Source organism: Mesorhizobium sp. LSJC285A00, from assembly GCF_000503155.1.
Classification (GTDB): Bacteria; Pseudomonadota; Alphaproteobacteria; order Rhizobiales; family Rhizobiaceae; genus Mesorhizobium.
Map to the genome: position 1 here is coordinate 14,512 of NZ_AYVK01000041.1, position 25,017 is coordinate 39,528.

General features: G+C 59.9%; 20 protein-coding genes and 1 pseudogene. 8 read left to right on the forward strand and 13 right to left on the reverse strand.

Features of this window, described 5'->3' with window-relative positions; translation table 11 throughout:
• Nucleotides 1-138: 138 nt before the first annotated feature.
• Nucleotides 139-2,478, reverse strand: a complete 2,340-nt coding sequence (locus X726_RS0136290; RefSeq protein ID WP_023672547.1) for an autotransporter domain-containing protein — start codon at nt 2,476-2,478, stop codon at nt 139-141.
• Between the two features lie 1,155 nt (nt 2,479-3,633).
• On the opposite strand from X726_RS0136290, the gene X726_RS143215 reads away from it, so the two are divergent.
• The 3 genes from X726_RS143215 to X726_RS143205 all read left to right on the forward strand — a co-directional run bounded on the left by X726_RS143215 (nt 3,634) and on the right by X726_RS143205 (nt 6,058).
• A complete protein-coding gene (locus tag X726_RS143215) occupies nt 3,634-4,095 on the forward strand; it encodes a GNAT family N-acetyltransferase (RefSeq protein ID WP_023672550.1) in 462 nt (153 codons plus the stop codon).
• 23 nt (nt 4,096-4,118) lie between these two features.
• A complete protein-coding gene (locus tag X726_RS143210; protein ID WP_031215411.1) occupies nt 4,119-4,502 on the forward strand; it encodes an ACT domain-containing protein in 384 nt (127 codons plus the stop codon).
• Nucleotides 4,503-4,624: 122 nt separating this feature from the next.
• Nucleotides 4,625-6,058: an aldehyde dehydrogenase family protein gene (locus X726_RS143205; RefSeq protein WP_023672552.1), complete on the forward strand. Its 1,434-nt coding sequence runs from the start codon at nt 4,625-4,627 to the stop codon at nt 6,056-6,058.
• A 63-nt stretch (nt 6,059-6,121) separates the two neighbouring features.
• On the opposite strand, the gene X726_RS143200 is transcribed toward X726_RS143205, so the two are convergent.
• The 8 genes from X726_RS143200 to X726_RS143170 all read right to left on the reverse strand — a co-directional run bounded on the left by X726_RS143200 (nt 6,122) and on the right by X726_RS143170 (nt 15,483).
• Complete coding sequence (locus X726_RS143200) at nt 6,122-7,432, reverse strand: HlyD family type I secretion periplasmic adaptor subunit (protein WP_023672553.1); 1,311 nt, start codon at nt 7,430-7,432, stop codon at nt 6,122-6,124.
• Nucleotides 7,429-9,165, reverse strand: coding sequence for a type I secretion system permease/ATPase (locus X726_RS143195; RefSeq protein ID WP_023672554.1), 1,737 nt, complete (start codon nt 9,163-9,165; stop codon nt 7,429-7,431). The genes X726_RS143200 and X726_RS143195 overlap by 4 nt, the downstream gene beginning before the upstream one ends.
• Before the next feature lie 34 nt (nt 9,166-9,199).
• On the reverse strand, nt 9,200-9,622 hold the full coding sequence (locus X726_RS0136305; RefSeq protein WP_023682883.1) for a hypothetical protein: 423 nt from the start codon (nt 9,620-9,622) through the stop codon (nt 9,200-9,202).
• 72 nt (nt 9,623-9,694) lie between these two features.
• A complete protein-coding gene (locus tag X726_RS143190) occupies nt 9,695-13,036 on the reverse strand; it encodes a M10 family metallopeptidase C-terminal domain-containing protein (RefSeq protein ID WP_023672556.1) in 3,342 nt (1,113 codons plus the stop codon).
• Nucleotides 13,037-13,327: 291 nt separating this feature from the next.
• Entirely contained in the window at nt 13,328-13,831 is a 504-nt protein-coding gene (locus X726_RS143185) for a hypothetical protein (RefSeq protein WP_023672557.1), read from the reverse strand.
• A 281-nt stretch (nt 13,832-14,112) separates the two neighbouring features.
• Entirely contained in the window at nt 14,113-14,298 is a 186-nt protein-coding gene (locus X726_RS143180; RefSeq protein WP_023672558.1) for a hypothetical protein, read from the reverse strand.
• Nucleotides 14,299-14,537: 239 nt separating this feature from the next.
• Nucleotides 14,538-14,750: a hypothetical protein gene (locus X726_RS143175; protein WP_023672559.1), complete on the reverse strand. Its 213-nt coding sequence runs from the start codon at nt 14,748-14,750 to the stop codon at nt 14,538-14,540.
• Between the two features lie 106 nt (nt 14,751-14,856).
• Entirely contained in the window at nt 14,857-15,483 is a 627-nt protein-coding gene (locus tag X726_RS143170) for a hypothetical protein (RefSeq protein ID WP_023672560.1), read from the reverse strand.
• 361 nt (nt 15,484-15,844) lie between these two features.
• Here X726_RS143170 and X726_RS143165 point away from each other — a divergent pair, with 361 nt between their 5' ends.
• The 4 genes from X726_RS143165 to X726_RS143155 all read left to right on the forward strand — a co-directional run bounded on the left by X726_RS143165 (nt 15,845) and on the right by X726_RS143155 (nt 20,136).
• Nucleotides 15,845-16,567, forward strand: coding sequence for a LuxR family transcriptional regulator (locus X726_RS143165; RefSeq protein ID WP_023672561.1), 723 nt, complete (start codon nt 15,845-15,847; stop codon nt 16,565-16,567).
• Between the two features lie 83 nt (nt 16,568-16,650).
• Complete coding sequence (locus X726_RS0136310) at nt 16,651-17,316, forward strand: acyl-homoserine-lactone synthase (RefSeq protein WP_050588578.1); 666 nt, start codon at nt 16,651-16,653, stop codon at nt 17,314-17,316.
• Nucleotides 17,317-17,765: 449 nt separating this feature from the next.
• On the forward strand, nt 17,766-18,068 hold the full coding sequence (locus X726_RS1000000171980; protein WP_245272164.1) for a hypothetical protein: 303 nt from the start codon (nt 17,766-17,768) through the stop codon (nt 18,066-18,068).
• 91 nt (nt 18,069-18,159) lie between these two features.
• Nucleotides 18,160-20,136 carry a C1 family peptidase gene (locus tag X726_RS143155; RefSeq protein WP_023672564.1) on the forward strand — a complete coding sequence of 659 codons (1,977 nt, stop codon included), beginning with the start codon at nt 18,160-18,162 and terminating at the stop codon, nt 20,134-20,136.
• Here the strand turns inward: X726_RS143155 and X726_RS143150 are convergent.
• The 3 genes and pseudogenes from X726_RS143150 to X726_RS1000000168275 form a co-directional block, all read right to left on the reverse strand.
• The gene (locus X726_RS143150; RefSeq protein ID WP_156940712.1) at nt 20,133-20,789 is read right to left on the reverse strand and encodes a hypothetical protein; all 657 of its coding nucleotides are present in this window, start codon (nt 20,787-20,789) and stop codon (nt 20,133-20,135) included. The two genes, X726_RS143155 and X726_RS143150, sit on opposite strands and share 4 nt — an antisense overlap.
• A gap of 1,041 nt (nt 20,790-21,830) precedes the next feature.
• Nucleotides 21,831-22,358 carry a DedA family protein gene (locus tag X726_RS143140; protein ID WP_023672568.1) on the reverse strand — a complete coding sequence of 176 codons (528 nt, stop codon included), beginning with the start codon at nt 22,356-22,358 and terminating at the stop codon, nt 21,831-21,833.
• A 47-nt stretch (nt 22,359-22,405) separates the two neighbouring features.
• Nucleotides 22,406-22,712, reverse strand: a pseudogene (locus X726_RS1000000168275) (CorA family divalent cation transporter); the annotation flags it as partial.
• A 581-nt stretch (nt 22,713-23,293) separates the two neighbouring features.
• Between X726_RS1000000168275 and X726_RS143130 the strand changes: the two are divergent.
• On the forward strand, nt 23,294-23,818 hold the full coding sequence (locus X726_RS143130; protein WP_031203040.1) for an OmpA family protein: 525 nt from the start codon (nt 23,294-23,296) through the stop codon (nt 23,816-23,818).
• Between the two features lie 213 nt (nt 23,819-24,031).
• Here X726_RS143130 and X726_RS143125 read toward each other — a convergent pair whose 3' ends face one another.
• Nucleotides 24,032-24,988 carry a DUF1402 family protein gene (locus tag X726_RS143125; protein ID WP_023672572.1) on the reverse strand — a complete coding sequence of 319 codons (957 nt, stop codon included), beginning with the start codon at nt 24,986-24,988 and terminating at the stop codon, nt 24,032-24,034.
• Between the last annotated feature and the right edge of the window lie 29 nt (nt 24,989-25,017).

Consider the following 25,017-nt stretch of genomic DNA (forward strand, 5'->3'; position numbering starts at 1 on the left):
TGTTGAAATGATCGATTTTTGTGAACGTTTAGGGCGGCCGAGGTCAGAATGAGAAAGAGCGCCCGGGCGAAACCTGGAGCCGCCCTAGATCATGATGAATTCCCATCACGATCTAACCCCACTTTTTGGGATCATGCCCTAGTATTTCATCCCAATTCGCGCGGCGATCGTATGGTCCTGGCTGTCGCCGTTGCTGCCGACCGCGGTGCTGTAGTTCAGCCCGAAGGCAATACCGCCGATTTGCGCATCGACGCCGAGCCCGATTGACAAATAGTCGTTGGAAAAGGCATCTGCGTCCAGCGCGTAGGGCGTGGTGCCGATATCGGCATAGCCGAGGCTGACGCGGCTGGAGCCGGCAAAGTCGTGCGTATACTCAAAGCGCGCGCGCGGTGTGAGCAGACCCCAGCTGGTAGGAATGTTGTTCTCGATGCGCAGGCCAAGGGTGCCCGACAGCGTGTCGACGGTCTGCTTGCCGAAGGTCAGATTATAGATGTCGCCACCCGTCTCGGTGAAGCCGTCAAGCGTGGAGTGGGACCCCGACAGACGTCCATAGGGTGATATCAGAGAGTCCGGCCGGCGAAATTCGTAGCCCGCCGTCAGCGACCCGAAGACCTGGCTTCCGTCGCGCGTTCCAGACGCGAAATCGCCGGTATCGGTCACATAGCGCTCACTGTCGAAATTGAGGGCGCCATAGCCGGCAAGGCCATCGACAAAAAAACCTGGCGCCGGGCGGTAGCTGCTATAGGCGGCGACCGAGATGGCATGGGCGCGGCTTTCGGTGCCGTTGCTCCCGACGTCGGTGACGTCATGGCCATAGCCAAACCCGAGACCGGCGGTGAAGGTTGGGGAAAAGCGGTAGTCGGCACCGACGCTCACGCCGACCAGCGTATGGTCGAGCTTGATGGCTCCATCGTCATCGGTGCCGAAATTGACGTAGCCGCCGCTCCAGAAGGCCAGTTCGCCAAATGGGTTCTCGGCCGGCAGTGACGACGTCTGGGTGTCCACGTCCGTGCCAGTTGAAGACTGTCCGGTCTTGATCGGCGACGCGCCGGTCGAGGTCCTGTCCTGCTTTGCGTTGGCGTTGGGCTGAATGCGCTCCGGATTGGGCGCTCCGTAAGTGGACTGCGACGATGCCGTGGCGATTGCGGCGAGCGCCGGATCGTTCGCCGCATTCTGCTGCTGAGCGTATGCGTCGGGATTGTCCGACGATTGCTGGACGGCAACGCTGAGGCCTATCGAATTGTGGCGCTGGTCGCCCTCATTGTGGAGCTGTTCCAGCCTCTGTCCAAATCCCTGGATCTGAATGTCGGCGAAGTGCTTTGCCGCCTCCACCTGTGCCCGAATCAGGCCGATCACTTCCGGATCGCGGGAGGGGTCGGGCCGTGCCGTGACGTTGATGGTCACGGTTGCCGGAGGTGACGTTCCGTCGGCATTCGAGAGCGTGTAGGTCAGGCTGGTTGTGCCGGCAAAGGTGGCTGCCGCGGCAAACTGCAGGATATAAGCGCCGCCATCGGGCACAATGGAAGCCGTGCCCGCTTCGCTCGGCGGCGGCGAGGCAATCGTGGCGCTGGTAAACGGCCCATCCGTAGCCCCTTGCGTCAGGTCGAGGGACCCGGTCGTTCCGGCCATCACGTCCAGCGTGTGGTCCTGTGCCGACGGCAAGTGGATCTCGACGACCACAGTGTAGTCACGTTGGCCGGTAAAGCCGTTGCTGTCCGTGGCCCGCACCGTAAAATCGTAATTGGCCGCGACAGTGGGTGTGCCAGCCAGTGTACCCCCAGGCGAGAGTGCGAGGCCGGGAGGCACCGAGCCGGAAACCACGGTGAAGGTGTAGGGTGCGGCGCCGCCATTGGGGCTGCTTGCGGTGATGGTCTGGCTGTACGGCGTGCCAATATGTGCATTCGGCAATGTTGCCGGCGAAAACTCCACCGTCACCGTGGTGCAGGACAGGACAAGATTGGTCACGTCGGCTCCCGCCACCGTGCCCGAGGCCGTCGTAACCGTGCATGTCTGGTCGGCCGGCTTGGCAGTAACCTCAACGCTCCAGTTGGAGCCGGTCAGCAGGCCATCCGCAAAGGCAAAGGTGGTATCGCCGACATTCACGTCCCTGGTTTGCGTCCCTGCCGGCGAGCTTGATGTCAATTTCAAACTCACCGTCCCGGTCTGACCGCTCGCCGTGCCGCTGATCACATAGAGCGGCTCATCAAAACAGATCAATGCGGACCCATCGCCTGAATTGACGCCTTCCGCCACCGCAGCCGATTGCAGCGAGCCGGCATCCGATGATCCGNGAGCCGGCATCCGATGATCCGCCGCCGCCGCCGCCGCCGGCGCCGTTCCAGTTCTGCTGGCACGAGGTCGTGCCGACGCCTGCGCCGCCACCACCGCCGCCGACAGTAGCCCCGCCACCGCCGCCACCAGCATATCCGGCGCCCAGGAAAGACCCTGAGAAATTTCGTGCAGTTCCGCCTTGGCCATTTGCCTGACCGGCCGTGCCAGGAAAACTATCGCACCCAGCGCCGATCGCGCCACCGGCACCTACAGTGCCACCTTCACCGCCGAAGGGGCCAAGGCCGCCCGAAACATCGGTTCCTGCCGAGCCGGATCCCCCGCTCTNCTCTTGCCACCGGCGCCACCAGCTATCGAATTTGTAGTGTGCCAGCCCCCGTTGCCACCGCCGCCACCGCCGCCAGCAATTGCCAGGCGGGTTCCGCCCAGCCGCAGGTCGGTCGCCCCGCCACCATTGCCGCCGTCGGGAGTACCGCTCGCGCCACCGGGATTGACCGCGAGCGAGCCACGGCCGCCAACGCCGACAGAAAGGATGTCACCCGGCGCGACAGTCAAGGAACCGCTCACCTGGCCGCCGAGCCCGCCGGCGCCGCCTGGGCTCAATGGGCTGCCCCCGATGGTGCCGGCGCCGCTCTTGCCAACCCCGCCTTGCGCTCCCTTGAGGTATACTGTGGCGGAATGGGTGTTGCCAGGAACCGAGATGGACTGGTCGCCGCCAGTAAAGCTAAAAGCATGAGCTGTCTGTGTGGGACTACAAGACTGCCCGAGCGCTGACGTCGTGCCCGCGAGCGCGTAGACGACCGTCATCGCGCCTAACAAACGTGAGATTGTACGCTTTGCCAGCCCCCGATGCATGGCGCCCCCCCGTCAGCCCGTCCAGTGCTTCTCCGCTTATATTATGATGCCAAGATTAGATCAAATAGAAATTTGAACCAATGGTAGGTTGAATGTCCAACAATATTAGCTGTTGCTGTTTTTTTGTACGCGTACGAGAGCCCTACTCGACGGCGCAGCAGTTTAGGCGAGCAACCACCGCGCAAGGTGAAGACTGGCGTTGCCTGGCAGTACACTTATGGCCTTGCCGGCGCCGCCCGCTCTAGCCGCGCGGGTCAACTCGGAGGCTGGGCCAACGCCAAAATCTTGACAGCGCCGCGCTTCCTGCTCCAGCGTGGCGTCATGTTCGTTTTCTCGTTCGCCATCGCCAAGCGACGCCGTTCCTGCACCACGCAGCGCGGCAAGCTGTTTGCGCGACGAAAAGGACCGGCCCAATAAAATTCCGGTTCGTTCGTTCCAGCCCCGCCCGCGACGTCTGCCGGCGGGGTTTTCATGTCTGGAGCCTTTGCCATGTCCAATTCTTCCATCCTGTTTCGGCCGGCCCAACCGGCGGACGCTGCTGCCATCAAGGACATTGTGCGTGCCGCCTATGCCAAATGGGTGCCTCTGATCGGCCGCGAGCCGCTGCCGATGCGCGCCGACTATGACAAGGCGGTCGCCGAACATCCGTTCGATCTCGCCATCGAAAATGGCCGCATCGTCGGCATGATCGAGACCATGCTGGCCGACGATCATCTCTGGATCGAGAATGTCTGCGTCGCGCCAGAGGCGCAAGGCAGGGGAATCGGCCGGCTGCTGCTGGAACGGGCGGAGCAGAAGGCGCTAGAGGCCAGTTGCTTCGAGCTGCGCCTGCTGACCAATGGCGCCTTCATGGCCAATGTGTTGTTGTACAAACGGCATGGCTATACGATCGACCGGGAGGAGCCGTTCATGAACGGCATCACGGTCTATATGAGCAAGAAACTGGGGTAATGGCCGATAACAGGGAGGATCGGATGGCAGTCAGGGTCCGGTTGAAGCCGCTCTCGGGGCGGTATGCCGTTTCGCGCCTCGAAGCAAAAGACAGCATTCCCGGCTGGGCGGACGGGCCGGCCTTCGTCAGCATTACCAGGACCGACGACGAGCTTTCGGTTGTCTGCCTGCAGGATCGGGTGCCGGACGGGGTGAAGCATGACAGGGACTGGGTCGCCCTGAAACTCCAAGGTCCCTTTGCCTTCGACGAAACAGGCATCGTCCTGTCGGTGATAAAACCATTGTCGGAAAACGAACTCGGCATTTTTCTGGTATCCACCTTCGATGGTGACCATCTGCTCGTCAAAGCCAAGGATGAAGCCGCGGCAAGGGGGCTTCTGGTCGCGGCGGGGCACACGCTTCTGTAGCCGTAGGCTCAATCGCCCGCCCTTGCGTTTGACATCGCTCTTGCCCCATCGCTATTCCTGAACCGATACGACGATCCGGCGATCGCCCCCCATCAATTCAGAAATCCCCCGAGGAGAAGCCCGTGTCACACAATCTGCAGTTCTATATCGACGGCGTGTGGGTCGATCCTGTCGTGCCCAGCACACTCGACGTCATCGACCCGTCAAACGAAGATGCTTTCGCGCAGATTTCGCTCGGCTCAAAGGCCGATGTCGACAAGGCGGTTGCGGCCGCCAAGCGCGCCTTTGAGACATTCGGCTTCACTTCGGTCGAGGAGCGCCTGGATATCCTCAACCGCATAATCGAGGTCTACAAGAAGCGCAGCGCCGATCTGGCGCTGGCCGTATCGCGCGAGATGGGCGCGCCGCGCCAGATGGCACTCGACAGCCAGGTCGGCATCGGCCTGGCACATCTGCGGAAGATGGCCGAGGTGCTGAAGTCGTTCGAATTTCGCCAAGTCAAGGGCTCGTCGCTGATCGTCAAGGAGCCGATCGGGGTCGTCGGCCTGATCACGCCGTGGAACTGGCCGCTGAACCAGATCACCTGCAAGGTCGGTCCTGCGCTCGCCGCCGGTTGCACCATGGTGCTGAAGCCCTCGGAAATCGCGCCGCTCGACGCCATCATCTTTGCCGAAATCATCGACGAGGCCGGCGTTCCCAAGGGCGCCTTCAACCTCGTCAATGGCGACGGCCCGGGCGTCGGCCAGGCGCTGTCCAGCCATCCCGATGTCGACATGATGTCGTTCACCGGTTCGACCCGCGCCGGCATCCTGGTTGCCAAGGCGGCCGCCGAGACGGTCAAGCGCGTGCATCAGGAACTCGGCGGCAAGTCGGCCAACATCCTGTTTCCCGATGTCGATCTTGAAAAGGCGGTGAGCAAGGGCGTCGCCGGCTGCTTCAGCAACTCAGGCCAGTCCTGCAACGCGCCAACCCGCATGTTCGTGCCGCGCGACCGCCATGATGAGGCGACCGGCTACGCCAAGACGGCGGCCGAAAAATTGACCGTCGGCCCGGCCGATGCGGCCGGTACCAAGCTCGGCCCGGTGGTCAGCCAGATCCAGTTCGACAAGATCCAGGACCTGATCCAGGCCGGCATAGATGAAGGCGCGACGCTCGTTGCCGGTGGCCCCGGCCGTCCGGCCGAACTCAACCGCGGCTACTATGTCCGCCCGACCGTGTTCGGCGATGTCACGCCCGACATGCGCATCGCACGCGAGGAAATCTTCGGACCGGTGCTGGCGATCATGCCTTACGACACAGTGGAAGAGGCGATCGGCACCGCCAACGACACCGTCTATGGCCTGGCCTCCTACATTCAGGCCAAGGACATTCAGAAGGCCCGCGAAGTCGCCGCCCGCATGCGCACCGGCAACGTCTACATCAACTATCCCCAATGGGACGCCGGCCTGCCCTTCGGCGGCTACAAGCAATCCGGCAACGGTCGCGAATACGCCGAATACGGCCTCGAGGATTTCCTCGAGATCAAGGGCATCGCCGGCTACGAGGCGGCGGAGTAGGGGCTACCCCTTGGGGACCGGCAACCAGCCGGTCCCGAGGCTTCAGCTCTCAAACGTGCGGCTTCACTCTTCCCGGAAAGCTTTCTGGATCTGATCCGACAGCGGCTTCACCAGATAGGAAAGCATCGTCCGGTCGCCCGTCGGGAAGAACACCTCGGCCGGCATGCCCGGCGCCAGCGCCAGCCCGCGCAGCTTGGCGACCTCCGTTTTCGGCAGCGTCACCCGCGCCACATAGAAGGCTGCTCCGGTGCGCTCTTCGACGGTGAGATCGGCCGAGATCCGCGACAGCGTCCCGGTCAGCTCCGGCGTGGTTTGCCGATTGAACGCCGACAGGCGCAAAATCGCATTCTGGCCCATCGTCACCTGGTCGATATCCTGCGGTGCGATATGCGCTTCAACGGTCAGGTCGTCCGTCACCGGTACGATCTGCATCACCTGTTCGCCGGGGGTGATGACCCCGCCGATCGTATGCACCGCCAACTGCAGCACCACGCCATCCTGCGGGCTGCGCAGATCGATGCGCTTCAACTGGTCCTCGGCCGCTACCTTGCGTTCGACGAACTCGGAGATCTTTCCCTGGGTATCGCGTAAATCGGTCGCGACCTCGCTGCGAAGATCCTGGTCGATCTGGATGATCTGCAGTTCGATCTCGGACGCCTTGCCTTTCACCTGGGCAATTCCCGCGGTCAACTGGCCATGCTCGCCTTCGAGCCGCACCGCGTCCCGTTCCAGCGACGTCATGCGGTCGATTCCTATCAGCTTGCGATGCCAGAGCGACCGCACACCTTCCAGCTCGATCCCTATCAGCTCGATCTCGCGGCGTTTCGCCTGCAGCTGCTCGGTCAGGCCGGCACTCTCCTGCTTCAACTGCGCGATCCGTTCGCGCAATTGCGATCGCTGGCCAGACCGCGCCTGGTGCCGGAAATCGAACAGCGATTGTTCTCCGGCCATCGATGCGGCGACACCGGCTTCGTCGCGCCGCGATGTCAAAACGTCCGGAAAGCTGATCGTGTCCTTGCCGTCACGCTCCGCCTCCAGGCGCGCCAACCGTGCATAAAACTCATCCAGACCTTTTGAGACGATCGCCAGATTGGCGCGCGTTGTCGTCTCGTCCAGCCGCACCAGAATATCGCCCGCCTTGACCCGGTCGCCTTCACGCACCCTGATCTCGCCGACCACGCCGCCCGTCGGATGCTGAACCTTCTTTACATTGGAATCGACCACCAGCCGGCCAGCTGCGATCACCGCACCCGACATCTTGGTCACCGCCGCCAGGCCGCCAACACCTCCGACAAGCAGCAGACAGGTAGCAACGCCAGCCACGAGATAGCGGCGGACCTGCCGGTGATGCAAAGCGCTTCTGTCCTCGCTCATGCCGGAACGCCTCGCTCCGTGGCGGCAACGACCTTGAGCGGCGCTGCCGATCGGAAGACCTTGTTCAGCACCTCGTCCTTCGGACCGAAGGCCTGCACATGGCCATTGGCCATCACCAGCACCGTATCGACATTGGCCAGCACACTGGACCGGTGCGCGACGACGATAACGATGCCGCCGCGGTCCCTGATGCCCTGGATCGCTGCGGACAAGGCCACTTCACCCTCCGAGTCGAGATTGGAATTCGGCTCGTCCAGGATGACCATGAACGGATCGCCATAAAGAGAGCGCGCCAGCGCGACACGCTGGCGTTGCCCCGCCGACAGCGAGGCGCCGGCTTCGCCAACCTTCGTGTCGTAACCGTCGGCCAGATGCACGACGAGATCATGCACGCCGGCGGCCTTGGCTGCCGCAAGCACCATGTCGGATGACGCATCCGGGTCGAAGCGGGCGATGTTCTGCGCAATCGTGCCGTCGAACAACTGCACATCCTGCGGCAGATAGCCGATATGTTTACCCAGCTCGTCGGCCGGCCACTGGTCAAGCGTCGCGCCGTCCAGCCGCACGGCGCCGCGCGCCGGAAGCCAGACACCTGCAAGCGTACGCACCAGCGATGATTTGCCGGAAGCACTCGGGCCGATGACCCCCAGGCCTGCTCCCCTGGCCAGTGAAAAACTTGCATCCCACACCACCGGCGTGCGTTCGCCCGGCGGCGCGACACTGACATTCTCGACCGCCAGCGCGCTGACAGGCGCGGGCAGGGTCACGCCGGTTGCGCCTTCCGGCAGCGCGGACAGAAGCTGCTTCAGGCGTGCCCAGCTTTGCCGCGCCGAAATGAAACCCTTCCAATGCGCTATCGCCAGTTCGATCGGAGCCAGCGCCCTGCCCATCATGATCGAGCTTGCGATCATGATGCCGCCGGTCGCCTCTTGCTTGATGACCAGATAAGCGCCGATCGCCAGCATTGCCGATTGCAGCATCAATCGCAGGATCTTGGAAATCGTGCCAAGCGTTCCCGCGACATCGCTGGCCGCCGCATGGGCGTTCAGGTACTCGGCATTGACGGCAGACCACCGCTCGGCGATACGCCCGCCAAAACCCATGGCCTGCATGGCTTCGGCATTGCGCCTTGTCGCCTCGGCCAACGTGCTGCGGACGGCTGCGTGCTGTCCGGCGATCCTTGTCGGGCCGCGGGTCCGGAATTCGGCCAGAAGCGTCAGTGCAAACAGGACAACGGCGCCGGCAAGCGCGGTAACGCCGATCCAGAAATGAAAAATGAAACAGATGCCGATATAGAGCGGCATCCATGGCAGGTCGAACAAAGCGGTCGGTCCGGCACTGCCGATAAAGGATCGGACCTGATCGAGATCCCGTAGGGGTTGCAGCCCGTCGCCGGAAGGCTTGGCGCGCAGCGGCAGGCGCATCAGCGCCGAATAGACCGACGGGCTCAGCTTTGCGTCCAGCTCCTGTCCCAGCCGCACCATGAGGCGGGAGCGGATCAGCTCCAGCACTCCCTGAAACACGAACAATGTTCCCGCAAGCACCGCCAGGCCGACCAGCGTCGGCACGCTGCGACCCGGAACGACGCGGTCATAGACTTGCAACATGAAGAACGAGCCGGTCAGGGTCAGCACGTTGACGACCCCGCTCATCAGGACGATGCCCGAAAACGCACGTCGAAACGACGCCAGGATTCCGACCAGCGTAAGCGGCGTCGATGGCGTCAGCTGCATGCAGGCTCGCAATCAGGATATGGCATCTCGTCCTTCAATAGATAACTGCCTTGAGTGTGACATGGACGGGCAAGCCGGCCTGGAACTGCGCGCTGCCCCGCGCCACCAGCCAGCCGTCCGCACGCTCCAGGCGCGCAACGACCTGCAGCGTTGGTGAAGCGGTCGAGCTTGCGGGCAGGGGCAAGGAAAATTCTATCGTCTTTGAGCCGCCCTCGCTCTTGAGGCTGGTTTTGGCGGCGCGGCGTCGCCCACTGTCCTGAATGGCGGGATCCTCAAGATAGATCTCGAGATGACCTTCCGGGATAGCCTTGCCGCCCACAAAGGTGACGGCGCCGCGAATATCTGTTGCGCGAATATCTGGCGCGCGAATATCTGGCGATTGCGCTGCCGCTGCCCCGGTGGCCGCGGCGACTGCCGCAACTCCGGCGGCCATTAACACTGTGCGGCGGTCAGTCATCGCGTCCTCTCCCTTTTCACTGCGCTGGGGTATGCGGGAGGGCAGCCTGACGGCACCCCTCCCGGCAACGCGTTAGATGACAATGAAGTCTGCAGCCGAAAGATCCAGATTTGTGTTCAGGTGTGCAAACTGAACGGCCGCTCCCTGTCCGGAACCATCGGCGTCGTAAGACAATATTCCACTGTCGGTGTCGTAGATGATGCGGTCGTCGGCATCATGAGCAGCGCCGGCTGCGCTCTTGTAGAATGAGCCCAGGGCGAGGGCGCCGTCGCCGCCAACGCTGGCAAAGATGAGGTTGTCCAGCAGGATCGTATCGTCGGCGACCTTGAAGTCCTTGATCCAGTCGATATTGCCGTTCCCGAGTTCTGTCGAAAAGCGGAAATAGTCGTCGCCGGCGCCGCCGGTCAGCGTATCGGCAGCCAGCCCGCCATCCAAAAGGTCGCTGCCGCCGCCGCCATTGAGCGTATCGGCGCCCGCAACGCCCGGCTGAGCTGGTACCGGCGGGAATTCGACCGATACGTTCAGCTTGTAAGTCGAGCCCTCCGGCACGGATTCGACCCAGCCATCGCCAGGAGCGGAGTCCGACCATTCGCCCTCCACAATATAGTAGGTTCCGGTTTCCTGAACGATGAAGCTGGTGCTCGAATCGCGGCCGTTGTTGGAGCCGGGGTCGTTGCCGCCATCGTCGTTCTGGGCGACGATATTGCCATCGCTGTCCAGAACCCTGACGATGCTGTCATGGACATTGGGGTCGGCAATGCCATCGATGTCGATGGTGATGATCGTGCCGGCCGCCAGGTTGATGCTGTAATATCCGCCCAAGCCGTTTCCGGTGGCATTGACGGTGGTGTGAAGGGTGGTCGTCGAATCGAAGATGTCGGGGTCAGCCGTCAGCGAGAAGTTGTTCGAGATGTCGAAGGCGGTCGAGACCGAATTGTTGGTCGCGTCCGGTCCGAGCGTGGCGTAGCCGGTGCCCATGCCCGGGCGTGGCGGAGCATCGCCCTGATAGGCGAAATCGCCGAGCAGGGTGTCATCGCCGCCGCCGCCGTCGATCTTGTCGGCGCCGCCCTGGCCGGTCAGCACATTGGCCGCGCCATCGCCGGTCAGGTGATCGTTGAAGCCCGAGCCAGCCAGATTTTCGATCGAGATATAGGTGTCGCCGCCGGATTTGCCGCCACCCAGTTTGAGGTTTTGCCCGCTGGCCGCGTCGGCGTAGTCCGCCGTGTCGCTGCCGGCGCCGCCATTCAATATATCGGCGCCGCCACCGCCGGTCAGCGTGTCGTTGCCGGCGCCGCCGGAAAGTTTGTTGGCCTGGGCGTTGCCGATGAGATGGTCGTCGAAGAACGACCCGACAGCGTTTTCGAAGCCGACCAGGATGTCGTGCCGGATAACGGTGCCGCGCCCGACGATCTGCACCGGGCCATCGCCGTCGCCGCCATTGGCCGTGCCATTGGCGAGGTCGATCGTCACACCGGCGGAGCTGCCTTCGTAGACGACCGTATCAATGCCGGCGCCGCCATCCAGATAGTCCTGGCCGGCGCCGCCGATGATCGTGTCGTTGCCGGCTTCACCGTACAGGATGTCGCCGTCATTGCCGCCATCCAGTATGTCGTTGCCGCCGCCGCCGTTGAAATAGTCGCCGCCGCCCCGGCCCCAGAAATGATTTGCCGCCGACGTACCGATGAAACGGTCGATGCGGTCATCGGAGCCGATCAGGTTCTCGATGCTGTAGAAGGTGTCGCCCGTGGCGGTTCCGCCGCTGGCCACGTTCGTCTCGAGGTTGACGAGCAGTTGGAAGGGGCTCTCCTTGCTGAAGTCTACCGTGTCGACGCCGGCGCCGCCCCGGAATATATCGACGCCATCCTGGCCGCTCAGCGTATCGTCGCCGTCGCCGCCGTCGAGGATGTCGTTGCCTTGGCCGCCGAGGATCGTATCGTTGCCGCGGCCGCCATAGAGCGTGTCATTGCCGTCGTCGCTCTCGGTCTGGTCTGGAAGGTCGGCGACATCGATGGTGTTGTTGATGTCGCGGCTGGCGAGCGAGTCGCGGCCGCCGATGATGAGGTCATCGCCGCCCTGGCCGAAGATCGTGTCGTCGCCGGCGCCGCCGTCGAGCGTATTGTTGCCATTGTCGCCGAAGATGACGCTGGTCATCGTGTTGTCGCCGATGGTCGGTGCGGTTTCGGTGCCGCCGTCTCCAGGCTGGAGTGTCGACTCGTCGGCGTAGATGATGTGTTCGACGTTGGCGATTTTCCGGATATTCAAGTTCCGGTTCAGCAGAACGACCGTGTCATTCCCGCCATTCGCTTCCTCGCGCACGATGTCGTCGAGGGAATCGACGAAGTAGGTGTCGTCGCCGCCATTGCCGGCCATGCGGTCGCCGCCGCCGCGGCCATCCAGCACGTTGGCTCCGTCATTGCCAATCAGGACGTCGTCATAGCTGCTGCCGATGCCGTTCTCGATGTAATAGTCGGTGCCATCGGCGTTGTGCCCGGCAAAGATCGACACATTGTTGCTGTGGCCGTTGACGCTGGAGAACTGTCCGGCGCGCAAATCGAGGATCGTGCCGGCCGTCGAGCCGGAGAAGTCGATCGTGTCGGTTCCGCCGGTGTCATGGATGACAAAACCGATATCGTGCTGCATGCCCGAGGAGGTCAGCCGGTAGCCGTCCACGGCACTGCCGAAGCCGTAGACGTTGTCGCCCATGTTGAGATCGATATGCTGATAGGTGCGCACGCCGTTCTCGTCGACGGTGGAGAAAAAGCGGCGGATGACAGCCTCGATGTCGGCCATCATCGGCGTTGACGCCGACCAGCGGCTGGTTTCACCGACATCGATCCCGTCGAAATAGGACATGACGCTGTATTGCTGACGGTCGTAGGTCCAGGTCGCATTGTTCAGATAATTGATCTGTACGCCGCCTGGGCCGCTGTAATTGTAGAGCCCGGGGTGGTTCAGCCCGAACTCATGACCGAATTCATGGATGAAGGAATCGAAGACATAGCCGCCAATATCCGTCTTGTTGACCTCGGTGTCGTGGAAACGCTGGCCGATGCTGACATAGCGGTCGTTGGAATAGGCGCTGCCGTCGTCCTCTTCGCCCAGTTCGGGGCTGACAACCTGCATCCAGTCCGTTGCGCTGTTGTATGGTGCATTGTCGACGATTTCGAACTTCAACGGGGTGACACTGGCCCACATCTGCAAGGCGCCGATCGCGGCGGCCTTGTATTCGGGATGGTCATTGAGCTCGGAGACATTTATCCTCAGCGTTCCCGCCGCGATCGCCGGCGTTATCGACCGGTCCAGCGCTCCAAGGTAGGTGAGGAAGGCCCCGTAATCTTCGCTTTTGCCGTACGGGTTGTCCGGCGTCTGGTCGTTGACCCACCATTGATCGCTGGTTTGGCTTGAGTTCGGCATCCTTGGGACTCCTTGGTCTCGCAGCCGTGGCAATTACGGCTGTACGGTTTAGCAGTTGCCAACCACCGACAAGCATCGTTTGCGTTTGCCGGTCGAGCCCCGTCCCAGTGCCAACAATGCTATTGGAATCTTCACTTGTCTAGCCTCAGTTCGCGCTCGGTACATATGAAGGTTCTTGGGCGCGCTTGTACCGGCGGGTTTTGAGATACTGGTTTGGTGTTAATTGAGCTATCGCTAATCTATGGTCGTACCTCGCCCGTAGGCACGAGGGGCTGAATGCGCAAGCGTGCTTCAGGAACCCGTCCGGCGCGCGAAATGTTCATATGTCACGCGCCAGGGGTCGCTCTCCGCTCGTCTCTCCTCACCGATCCAGTGAAAGCTGGCGGCGGTGATCTCGGTGAACCGCCACCGCGCCTGCAGGCCGCGCGAGTCAGCGCCGATCTGGACGATGTCCTTGCCTTTGGCCCGCCCGATCTGGCGCGAATGGTCCTGGTTGAGCGGATCGCTCCAGATGATGTGCCAGCCACCGATCCCGAGATCGAAGACGCGCAAGGTCGTGCCATACATGGTGGACGGGGCAGGGCGCCTGGGCCTGATCCAGATGTCCTGAATGGCGCGGCCTTCGAGCACCCAGCCAAAATGACACTCGCCATCCGATTTCTGATTTGTGCCGTCGTTGCGGTGGTGGACCGTCTCCATGTCCCAACTGCCGATCAACCATCCATACAGGTCCATGTCTTTCGCCCGGTCGGCTGGCGGACCTTCGGATGCGAGAGCGGTAAGAAACGTCGTCATGACTGTCTCCAGGCAAGCCGCGCTGAAACGCTGGCGCCACAACCTTTGCAGCGTTGCCGGCCCAGGTCTTGGGAAAAATTGCTGTAGTCCCGTGGCTGCAGGCACTTCCGCGTTCGCGCCATATCATATCTATGCGTGAATGCTAATGTAGCGTCGGCGGGTACCCCAATGCCCGCCTGGCCGGCGCCTCCTCAGGCAATCTCTTGGATGAGCGGCGCCGGCCGCTGGCGGCTTGGGCGGCGACCAAACTCCTGCCGGAGGAATATCAGCCTGGCAGGTGGTTATTGCTGGGCAGTTTTGGCAGGCATTTCGATATCGGTCTGTATCCCCAGAACGTCCGCTGCCCAATCGCGCATTTCCGGTGAAGCATCGCCGGATTTCATGATCGACACGGCCAAAGCGGCCATGTCAACGGCGGTTTTTTGCTGGCGATCGCAAAGGCGAAATAGCCGGCCATGATGGCGCATCCCACGGAAATGACCGGCGGGACGATCTGGAGTGTCGCCAAAGCCATTGCGCGCCAGCGGCCGGATCGGCTGGGTGCCGGAAGCTCATCCTCATCCACAAGGTCGGTCATTCCACTCCACCCACCAACCGGGAGAACGCTGGCCTGTAAGAATTATCTACATTAGTTAAAATGCGGATAAATCCATATTGGGATGCCGAGGAACCTCGTCAAAGCGCACCGAGGGCAATGCCCACTGCGCTAGGCGAAATAGATCAACAGGGCGAGGAGTCCAAAGACAACGATAAGGCCAACTGGCCAATACCGTACGATCTGATCAGGATATTTCTCGCTCAGGCTAAGCAACCGGTCCTCGTAAGGGAGACGACTAAAGCCTGCCGGGCCGTTCTGTTGCTTGATGTCCCGGAGGATGCGGCGCGATTCCCTGATATCTCTGTCCTCTGGTTCGGCCATTGCAAAAGTCCTCCCTGCCGGGACCGATCTTAGCCTGTTTACGTGAAGTGCCCAACAGCGTCGACCGGATCGGACGCCAGCGGCGCATGACATCATTGGAACCCAATCAATTCTCGGGTGGCGCTTCATCTTCCCAGCCGGCCAGCTCCGGCAGATCGTCAAGCCAGCTTTTCTCTGTGATCGAGGTTTCGCCGGCCTGCGGCACTTCCTCAGTCGCGTTTTGAATGAGCCAGTCCATCCACTTGCGATAGGCAGCCGGCGCCAATTCGGGCGGCAGCACCTTGGCCTTGGCCAGCATGCGTTTGCGGAAACTGAGTTGCCGGCGCAGTTTGGTCGTCGTGAATTTTATCGCCTTGCCCTGGTATTCCACCGTCCAGCGCCCATCGCCGTGGCTGGTCAGCCTGTCGATGGCAAAACCGGCATCGACCGGCCTGTCCCGCCAGGGAAGCTCGATGGCATTCCGCCTCAGATCGAGAGCCCATCGCCGGTAGTCGGCCCCGGTACGCTGCGGCGGCAGCACGCCAGCCTGTTCGAGGATTTTCCTGCGAAAGGTCGGCTGCTTCTTGATCTGGCCGGTCGTCAGTTCGATGCGGTGCCCACGCAATTCGACATGCCAGCGGATCCTGCCGTTGCCGACATACTTGACTAACCTGTCGATGACGAACTCGTCATCGGCAAGCGTCACGCATCCCTGCCTGATGCGTTCGAGAATGTACTGGCTATCGGTGGGCATGAAGGGCCTTGCGCATGAGTCTTGCATCAAGCTTAGCGAGTGGCTCGCGCCAGCGCGCCACCAATCTTTTCGCTTCGCAAAGGCGCACTGGTGTCGCAATGGGAAGAAGTCGTCGTCACAGCCTGGTTTCGGGACAATGGGACTGTGCAGCCCAATGGCGCTGCGCTCTGCGCCAGCTCAATGCCTGGAACGACCTTGAAGGGCGGCCAGACATGCTCTGCTACGCGAACTGCCCTGAGTCGTAGCCTGAGCTCCGTGTTCAGAAGAACTCTGCTTCGGCCGTGCTTATTTTCATATTCAAAATATCTAATTTATCGTATAAATTCGTAGTATATTACGGCTTGGAGGTGGGGCCTCTGTCATGATCGATTCAGACGTGTTCGACTTTGTCGAACGCTGCAGGAGGCACACGTCGACAGGTCCGCTTCTGGGTGACCTGCTCGAAACCGTGAGGAATCTCGGCTTCGAGCACCTTATCCTGAGCGGTGTGCCGCTCGGTGGGCAGAAGCTGGCTCCGATGGTTGAGTTGAACGGTTGGCCCGAGGGCTGGTTTGAACGCTATGTCGAGGCCGAGCATGCCGCTGTCGATGGCGTTTGCATCTATTCGGCGAAGACGTTGAAGCCATTTCTTTGGGCCGATGTGCCGGCAAAATGGTCCGGCACGGCAGGCTCCCGACGCGTTGCCGGCGAAGCGACGGAGTTCGGCATTTCAAGCGGCTTTGCCGTGCCCATGCTCAGCGTTCACCATTGGCAATCCGTGCTGTCGTTTGCCTCATCCGCGAAATCCTGCACGCTCTCGCCACGACAACAGGTCCAACTGGTGACGATGGCGGTCTATGCCGGCATGTCGATCCAGGCCTTATCCAATGACGATGGCGGCGACGAAGGTCTGCTGACCGATCGGGAGAAGGAAGTACTTTTGTGGGCGGCGGCCGGCAAGACGTCGTCGGAAACATCCCAGATCCTTGGCCTGACCGAGCGCACCGTCAAATGGCACTCGACGCGGGCTCGCGAGGCTTTTGGCGTCGCTACAACCACGCAAGCAGTCGTTGAAGCAGTGCGCAGGCGTTTGATTCACCCTTAACTGCGTCAACTGTCCGATCGGACAGGTGACGTACTTTAGCATGACTGCAACTATTCCTCCGAGAACGGTCGGGGGATCGCGCTATGATAACTGCTCATGTCGTCAATGCGCAGAACAAACATCTATATGAAAACGAATTTGATGAGTTTTTGCGCCGACGTCACGACTTTTTCGTGCATCAAAAAAGATGGCGCCCTCCGAGCCCGGACGGTCGAGAGCTAGACCAATTCGACACGGACTCAGCGACTTATCTGCTGGGTATCGAAGACGGTCGCGTGGTGACTTCGGCTCGACTGATCCCAACAAGCGAGCCGCACATGGTCTCGGAGGTTTTTCCTCACATGTGCGAAAAATCGGGCGTGCCACGGCGTCCCGATTGGGCCGAATGGACGCGCACCTTCGTCGTTCCCGACAAGCGCTCGACCGGGCTGCGCGGCACGCTGACGCAGCTCTGCTGCGCGGTGATGGAATACGCACTCGATGAAGGCCTCAGCGCCGTCGGCGGCATCCAGGAAACCTACTTCATGCCCCACCACGGCGCGCTGAAGTGGCGGGCCGAGCCGATGGGCATGGCCAGGGAAGAAAACGGCGAATGGTACATCGTCGCGTATATTGATGTGAATGAAGCGGCACTTGCGAGTGTGCGGAAGATCCTTGGGATTGAGCATTCGTTGCTGGTTCGTCAAGGCGACCAACCGTCCTTCATTCGAGGCGTAGTTGTGTATCAGTCTTCATCGGCAAAGTCTTGAAAATATTATTGTGACCATCGCGCCGCGAAGAATTTCGAAATATTACTTTCGAAAAGTAACCGTTCCAAACTGGGGAGAGAAGAAATGAAAATAAGATTGATGCTGGCAATCCTAGGGCTTGCATTTCCATCCGGAATCTCTCTAGCGCACGCGGACTGTTATTCATATTTCAACTGCAGTGGTTCCGGTTCCGGCATATGCTATTGGACAATTTTTTATGTCGGCGATGGTTACAGTAACTTCACCAACAGAAACGGTGACTCTACGTATATAAATCACCTCAAGCGCGGAGATCAATATTGCGAAGATAATTACGGAGTTCCGCGATCGAATTGTACGCGAGCGCCGATCAACATGGCTTGTAGTATTGTAGCGCCGTCTGGGGCTCGCACATCTAAAGCGCCGGCTGGCGAGGTTTCCATCAGCAAATTAAAAGCGCCTCACCGGAAGTGATCTCCAACGAAGCCTGCCGGCCGTACCGGCCGGCAGGCTTCGCGACCAGCGATTTAAAGTCAAGCCTTTGCGGCGCGCTCAAATGGCGGGCCAAGCCGATGGGCATGGCCAGGGAAGAAAACGGCGAATGGTATATCGACGTGAAGGAAGCAGCGCTGGCGAGTGTGCTGATGAAGATCCTTGGAATTGCGAACTCTTGTTCATCCGTCGCGGTCTTCAGCCGACGCAAGTTGTGCGTAAGCCTTATCAAATTGATTTCCAGCTCTCGTAAAATTTACATCTCCACACACGAAATATGAGAAATAGACAACGTACTAAGATCGGGAGGAAAACATGGCCAAAGGTCCGCGCGCAAGGGCAGTAAGGATTTCGCAGTTCGGAGGGCATAGATTGGACAGCATCCAATCCATGGATAGGGAATTAATTCAAGAATTGTCGCGAATTGGCATTGATGAGGCAGAGCAAGTCATTTCATTGGCCGCGATTACCCACGTAAGGCCGTTTCTTTCTCAGAGTCTTGACATCAAGGACGCAGAGTTAGCTAGCCTACTAGAGGCACTGCGCGAAGCGATACCACCCGAAGCGTCCGCCGCTGCAGTTCTTCCGGCTATACGCTCTTTTGCGCTCGGAGCGCTAGAGCCCACTTCAGCGATCGCCGCTGAGATCGATAACGCAAAAGTTGAATTGGCCCCGAGCCCTGTGGAGTTGGCCAACTTGCCCTCGAATGTCAATCATGTCGCCCAGATGCCGCCAATACGAAACCAAGGAGGGCGCGGCACCTGTGTTGCATTTGCGATGACTGCCGTTCACGAATTCCATCGCAAGATGGCCGGGACGGCACAGGATTTCTCAGAACAGTTCCTGTACTATGAGACTAAACTCATTGACGGACATCCCAATGATTGCGGTACTTGGCAGATAAGGGCGGCCCAGGTCCTCGCCGGTAAGGGGGAGTGTCGCGAATTGGTGTGGTCTTACAATCCGGCCGGGGCATGTAACCAAAATGGGGAGCCTGCAAACGCGCGGACGGATGGCGCGAGTTTCAAGCTTCCCACAATCGTACTGGGTCCAAAAGATGTAAATGCCATCAAGTTTGCGCTTGCCGGCGGAGCGACCGTAGGTTTTTCCATTCCCGTATACGACAGCTGGTATCATTCGGCGTACACAAGACAGACGGGGCGAATCAACATGCGGGTTGGATCGGAGCCCCAGGTCGGTGGCCACGCAATGTGTTTTGTCGGCTATCAGGACGATTCATCTGCGCCTGGTGGTGGCTTTTTCATCCTGAGAAACAGCTGGGACCTAAGCTGGGGATATCAGTGCATATACGGAGCCGGCTATGGCACGATCCCCTATGCATATATTTCATCGGATGGTTGGGAGGCCGTAACAGCCACTCCTGCAAAGCATCTCCCCGTCTCTGATGAGAAAACCCCATGGGCTTTTGGCGGCGCTATATCAACTGGGTTTCGTTCGGGGGGGGAGGCCGGAGCCCCGTCTTCAATTGTGCCTGACCCTTCTACGAGCCACGAAGGAGACCAAGTCCCTGACATATTAGGTGTGTTGCACACTATAGCGATTCCACCCAAGATTATCGCAAGAATTAATGTAGATCCAAGGTTACCTCCATTTGATGTTCAGTGGTATTGGACTGGACATGCGCCGGAGTACGTTATGTTGTCGGCTAACCACAAAGGTTATATCATATATAACGAACATGGTCGCAATGACCAGTCCAGCGTCATTCAATTCACCAACGGCACGCTGAAGCCGACGTTCGATTTCGGAGGGGACGTTCGGGGAGGGGCATTTATTTGTAAATGTTCGATAAATTGGCATCGAACCACCGATGGCGCAACTGGAACTACTCCGGAAGGCGAACAGCAGTTCGGCATCTTGGGCGACAATCCGGCCAAGGCGACGATAAGAGGACTACTGCCGGATGTTCAACTGCAGGTAATTTGCTACAAAGAAAGTCGCTTTAGGCAGTTCGACAATGTGAGTCTACCTCTATTCGGGCCGCCTGCAGGTTTTGGTGCCATGCAACTTGATACGCCTTCTCCTTCCGCCAGGCAGCTGTGGGACTGGAGGCAAAATGTTGCAGGTGGAGTTTCGCTCTATAGCAGTAAGAAAACGGAAGTAAATCAGCATTTCAAGAATGTTTATACAGCGTATCCGCACGCACCTAAGCTCAGTGCAGAACAGGTTAGACTAGCATTATACCAATTCTACAATGGTGGATTCTATTGGGAATGGGACGATGTGGCAAAGAGTTGGAAAAAATACGGGAACTTTGCCTATGCTGATGATAGCATGAGAATTGAGCAGATGGTCAACGCCGGGACGCCTCCTGCCGATTGGAACTAGCAGGCCTGACTTGGCTGGGGTTCCTGGAAGCTTTTCGAACTTTCTGGGTCAGGCCTCAGCCCGAATTGCTGGCACTTGTGAAGGACGTCGGGGCGCATGTATTTGCTCTTGGGCAGGCTTGATCGACGTATGTCGGATTTCGTCCCGGGGATGAACTGGCCCCGCTTCATCGCCCCTTCGAGACTCTTTGGGAGAGCCGTCAGGGTGAAACTTCCGAGCTGCGAGACTTGGACGCCGGCATGATAGCCAAGCGTCGCCGCTCTAAGCCTGGGCAACGTCTGCCCCCGCGGCGCCTTGGCATCCCGCGCCAGAGTCTTCGTCGCTACAGCCACTCGCAAGCCGTTCAGCGATGAGGTGCCGGTGGCGCCATGGATGCGGTCGAAGAACCCCACGCCGGTTGTGCGCGCGGCTGTCGGCTTCGCCTTCGCCTCAAAGGTCGTCATCTCCAAGGCTTGGTCCAGAGGCGTGGGGAACGAGACTAGCAGCCTCTCCATGTCCGCGCCGCTGCATCCCCAAACACGTTGGCCGGCCGCCGGTTGGCCATGTCGCGCGACGTTACCGACTTGGGCGGCAATGAAGATTGTTCCGGCGATGCCTGTTGGGCGCAGCGCCGATTTTCCGTCGCTAAAGCGGTTCAATGGGCAGGTTGACATTCTCGTATCGGGCTCCTTCCGGATAGACAATCTCGGCTGATCTCAGCCACTTATCCATTCTAGTGATGTAGTGGGTGATGCTCTCGCTCGATTTCAACGCCTGAATAACGGCAAGAAGCTCAAGATATACCATGTTAAGTTGAATTTTTTCTTTCCTTGGTTTTCAATTGTGATCGACATGTGAGACCACGCTCTGTCGATTGCTTTCTCGCTCAAGTGTTTCCGATGATCCGAAACATGCGCGGCCTTTCTTATCCGCGACGTATTTAATGACCTCCCTCCGCCGCACCGGTGTTCCATGTACCGCGATCGCGAGACCTTTCAGATATTCCGAGAGGGAGACGTCGGCGTCGTCCCGAAATCGCCAAGGGGTCCCAGTCAAAGGAGGTTGCCCCTTTAGCGAGAACACAGCAGCGATATTTCGGGAGCCGATCCCCGGCCCAAGGGTAGTTACCGCACGTCAAAAGCACGGCGGGGTGAATAGGGTCGAAATCCAGCATCCGCGCGAGAACTCTCAGGCCCGAACTCGGGATCAAGAGGCGTCCCGCGTTGAACAAGTCTCTCTCCGATAGCAAACGCCGCAGAATGGTACTGCGACCGCGGATTTCAGCGGGCAGTTCCGCCACATTTGTGGTCATCTCCCTGGTCACGAACCGAAAATCCTCCACAGTTATCCGGGCAAGATCAAACTCCGCTTCAGAGAGAAGGCGATCCGGCGATTTTAACCGAAAGTGCGGCTTGACCAAATATGAGAACAGTGGCGCTTTGGCTGGCTTGTCCATTAGCAATCCTCAAGGACCAAGCATGCAGCATACACGTCTCTGGTCGGGCTTATGGGTCGAAAAGTTCGGCGAAATCGCCATTTTCTAGCGACGGTTGTCGAGGTTCGGCCATGTGGGTGCCACCCGGCCCTCCGGCGGGTGGCCAGGGGCAATCGCTAAGGCCGACACTGTGCACTGATCGGGGCGAGCGGCTTACCGCGCCTTCAAGGGTAACTGCTTGGAAGGCGGATCGACAAGCTGCTCGCCCGGCGTGAGTCGCCTACATCCAAGCCTGCAGCCATTTGAGGCCGAACGCACCGGGCGCGAGTATCCCTGTCGCCCAGAGGATCGCCGAGGAGACGTTGGCGATCTGGAATGTCAGGACGCGCATTTCGCAGATACCTGCAACCAGCGGAACGGATGCCCGCAACGGACCGGAGAAGCGGCCGATAAACACCCCAAGCCCACCCCAGCGTTCGAAGAATCTATGGCCACGCGGAAGCAGATCTGGGTAACGCTTCAGCGGCCAATAGTGCGAAACCCGGTCTCCCAGCCGCGTGCCAACCCAGAAAGACAGCCAATCGCCAAGTGCCGCGCCGACGATAGCGGCGAGCCACAACGGCCAGAACGCGATCCCACTTTCGCCGATCAGAAAACCGATGCCAACGAGGATCACGGTCGCGGGAAGTAAGAGCGAGATGAAGGCCAGCGATTCGCCGAAGGCCAGCATGGTCACGAGCGGAATGCCCCATGCCTCATGCGCCCGCATAAAAGCGATGGTCGCTTGCGTGATCTCGTCGAGCCTCATTCGTTGGTTTCCTGCTTCACCCCTACCAAGGCGACAAATCCCGATATTTAGAACCAACCCCGCCACTTGAACCAACCAACGGAATGATAGCGCTGAAAGCGATCATGGCCAGTCCATAGGGGTAGCCGAAGGCCCAGTCGTATTCGGGCATGGTCTTGAAGTTCATGCCGTAGATGCCCGCGATTAGGGTCGGCGGAATGCCAACGATCGAGACGATGGTGAGGATTTTGAAGATGTCGTTCTGGGAGATGCCGATCAGCCCGACCATGGCATCGAGCAGGAACTGCACCTTATCGGAGAGATGGACCTCATATCGTCCAGCGAAGCCACGTCTTGCTTCAGGCCGTTCATTCGTGACGCTACCTTCTCGTCGCCCCAGTCCCCGGTCATCGCGGACGCGAAATCGATGGCGCGCCCCAGGGCAAGCAAGGCAAGGCATCGCGCTTTTCCGAGAGATAGTCACCCAGCCGGCCGACATGGCGCAACTGGGCGCGAATAACCTTGTTTGAGCGGATCGCCTTACGGCCCTGGCTGTCCGGCACATGGAAGGCGGCGGCAGAAAGGGTGCGCAGGTCCGTCGACTTCGTCGCCCGGCGAGGCGCGCGGCACCGTCGAGACCTGCAGCGGCTCCAGCGTCTCGCTGCCTTGGCGCCTGATCTCGAATTCGAGGCTGGCGTCCTCCGACGGAAGCGGTCGCGAGCCGTGAAAGCCCAGCAGCACTAGGAAAACGTGGCGCCGGCTGGTCTCTCGCATCCTTGACCGCGCCGGCAGCGGAGTGGCAGCAGTCACAAAGAGCCTGATTGTCACCCTGAAACAGCTGAATGAGTAACTTATCTCGGCTTGTCGCAACCATAGTGTGGTTGACCCGGCACGCGCTCCGGATTTATTTTGGGAATTATCCGATCGTGACGTCGATTTCCATGCTGGAGGCCGCTATGCGGATAGGCACTTCTTTCTTGGTGCTGGCGACTGTGCTGGCGTCTTCAAATTCGTTTGCCGACCCTGTCCAAACGTCAGAAGACATCGTCAAGTTTTTCGGCAATGCGACTGATCTGGGCCCGTCGCGTGGAATATGCATCGGCACTGAAGACGAATGCAAGAGCAAAGCGGACGCGTCAGTGCCAATCGGCCTCGACATGTTGATCAATTTCAGCCTCGATTCTGCTGAGTTGCAGCCGGAGGCGCGAACAAAACTCGGCGAATTTGCCAAGGCGCTGAAAGACAACCGTCTAAGGGCGCATAACTTCATCGTCGAAGGCCACACCGACGCCTCGGGCTCGGCTATCTACAATCAAGGACTTTCGGAACGACGGGCGCAATCAGTGACGGCATTCCTCCTATCGAACGGAATCGAACCGTCACGCATCAGGGCAATTGGCGAGGGCAAAAGCCATCCGAGAGTCGCCGATCCCTACGACCCGGTCAACCGGCGGGTCGAGATGCGGATAAACTTGCCATAGTCATATTGGACTGCCGGGGGGTTTCGTCGCGTTGACATTCTCGCGGGACGTTCTGAGTTCAATGGTGCTCGAATGGCACTTAGGCCAACTCTAGAAAATGCCGCCTTCCGAATTTCGCCACCAATGTCGGGCTCTGCTCCGTCTGCGCGGCGCCTGACCTGCGGGTGATGGTCTGCCAACGCGCTTAACCGCGCGGCGGCCAGCGTTGATTGCTCACCCTTGACCGTCAAGAAGGGCTCGCAATTCATCGAGTTTGGTGTTTACGAACCAGCCGTAGTAATTCTCCACCGGCAGCTTTCGTCCGGATCCCTTTGCCGCAGCTTCGCGAAGTTCGGCTGCGCGACGTTGCGGCTGGCCGACATTGTAGAGCGTTGCTGTAATGCCCGGATTCCCGGAAATATCGAACCCCTCCTCGGCATACGCGTCGATCGCCTCCCGCAGGATGGCGGTCGTGTAGATCACGCTGCGCTTCGGATCCATGATGTCGCGGTAGATTGCCTGCGGCCGATCGGGTGAGAGCTTTTCAAAGCCGCTCACCCGATTGACCAGGTCGGTCACTTCCAGCGCCGCCAGAGGGCTGATCTGGCCAAGCCCGAACGTCTGGCCGGCGAAGAACGGTTGAAAGAACGCCCTTTGAAAGGTCACGTTCTCATAGGCGACATTGCCGACAGTTTTTCCGAGGAACTGTGTGTTCCAGACGTCGGTTCGGCAGCTCCACAGTGCCGAACTCCCTTTGGCAGGGGTGCAGCCGGAAAATTCCGGGCGATTGACAAACGACTGCAGCGAAATGCCTTTGTAGCGGAATTCGAAATCCGCGTTGGCGTATGCCAGGGCCTTGACGTAGTAGGTTTGCGCCGCATCAACGCTGCTGACGTTGTAGGTATGTTCGCCGACAAGCGCGCCGACAACGTGGATCGGATCGATACCATAGGCAGCGGCCGTATCCTTGATCTGTTGCACGAGCTTTTTATCGTTACTCAGCAACGCCAGAATCTTGTGGTACTTGGCGTCGTAAGTTGTCTTGAAGGCGCGCGTCCTATTCGCTGACGCTGCGGGAATCGGCGGCTGCTGCTCGAACCGGTTTCCGGGAGGAACGACGGTGAGGCCCTTCGCGAGGGCTTCGAGGCCCAATCCGTTGGCAAACACCAGGACAAGGGCGGTCAGCGCCATGAGCGCGTGCCTAGTATTTTTCATGTGTC

Coding starts and splice junctions, on each gene's coding strand:
- X726_RS143215 (WP_023672550.1), top strand. CDS start 3,634: ATGTCCAATTCTTCCATCCTGTTTCGGCCGGCCCAACCGGCGGACGCT.
- X726_RS143210 (WP_031215411.1), top strand. CDS start 4,119: ATGGCAGTCAGGGTCCGGTTGAAGCCGCTCTCGGGGCGGTATGCCGTT.
- X726_RS143200 (WP_023672553.1), bottom strand. CDS start 7,432: ATGAGCGAGGACAGAAGCGCTTTGCATCACCGGCAGGTCCGCCGCTAT.
- X726_RS143195 (WP_023672554.1), bottom strand. CDS start 9,165: ATGCAGCTGACGCCATCGACGCCGCTTACGCTGGTCGGAATCCTGGCG.
- X726_RS0136305 (WP_023682883.1), bottom strand. CDS start 9,622: ATGACTGACCGCCGCACAGTGTTAATGGCCGCCGGAGTTGCGGCAGTC.
- X726_RS143190 (WP_023672556.1), bottom strand. CDS start 13,036: ATGCCGAACTCAAGCCAAACCAGCGATCAATGGTGGGTCAACGACCAG.
- X726_RS143185 (WP_023672557.1), bottom strand. CDS start 13,831: ATGACGACGTTTCTTACCGCTCTCGCATCCGAAGGTCCGCCAGCCGAC.
- X726_RS143180 (WP_023672558.1), bottom strand. CDS start 14,298: ATGCGCCATCATGGCCGGCTATTTCGCCTTTGCGATCGCCAGCAAAAA.
- X726_RS143175 (WP_023672559.1), bottom strand. CDS start 14,750: ATGGCCGAACCAGAGGACAGAGATATCAGGGAATCGCGCCGCATCCTC.
- X726_RS143170 (WP_023672560.1), bottom strand. CDS start 15,483: ATGCCCACCGATAGCCAGTACATTCTCGAACGCATCAGGCAGGGATGC.
- X726_RS143165 (WP_023672561.1), top strand. CDS start 15,845: ATGATCGATTCAGACGTGTTCGACTTTGTCGAACGCTGCAGGAGGCAC.
- X726_RS0136310 (WP_050588578.1), top strand. CDS start 16,651: ATGATAACTGCTCATGTCGTCAATGCGCAGAACAAACATCTATATGAA.
- X726_RS143150 (WP_156940712.1), bottom strand. CDS start 20,789: ATGTCAACCTGCCCATTGAACCGCTTTAGCGACGGAAAATCGGCGCTG.
- X726_RS143140 (WP_023672568.1), bottom strand. CDS start 22,358: ATGAGGCTCGACGAGATCACGCAAGCGACCATCGCTTTTATGCGGGCG.
- X726_RS143130 (WP_031203040.1), top strand. CDS start 23,294: ATGCGGATAGGCACTTCTTTCTTGGTGCTGGCGACTGTGCTGGCGTCT.
- X726_RS143125 (WP_023672572.1), bottom strand. CDS start 24,988: ATGGCGCTGACCGCCCTTGTCCTGGTGTTTGCCAACGGATTGGGCCTC.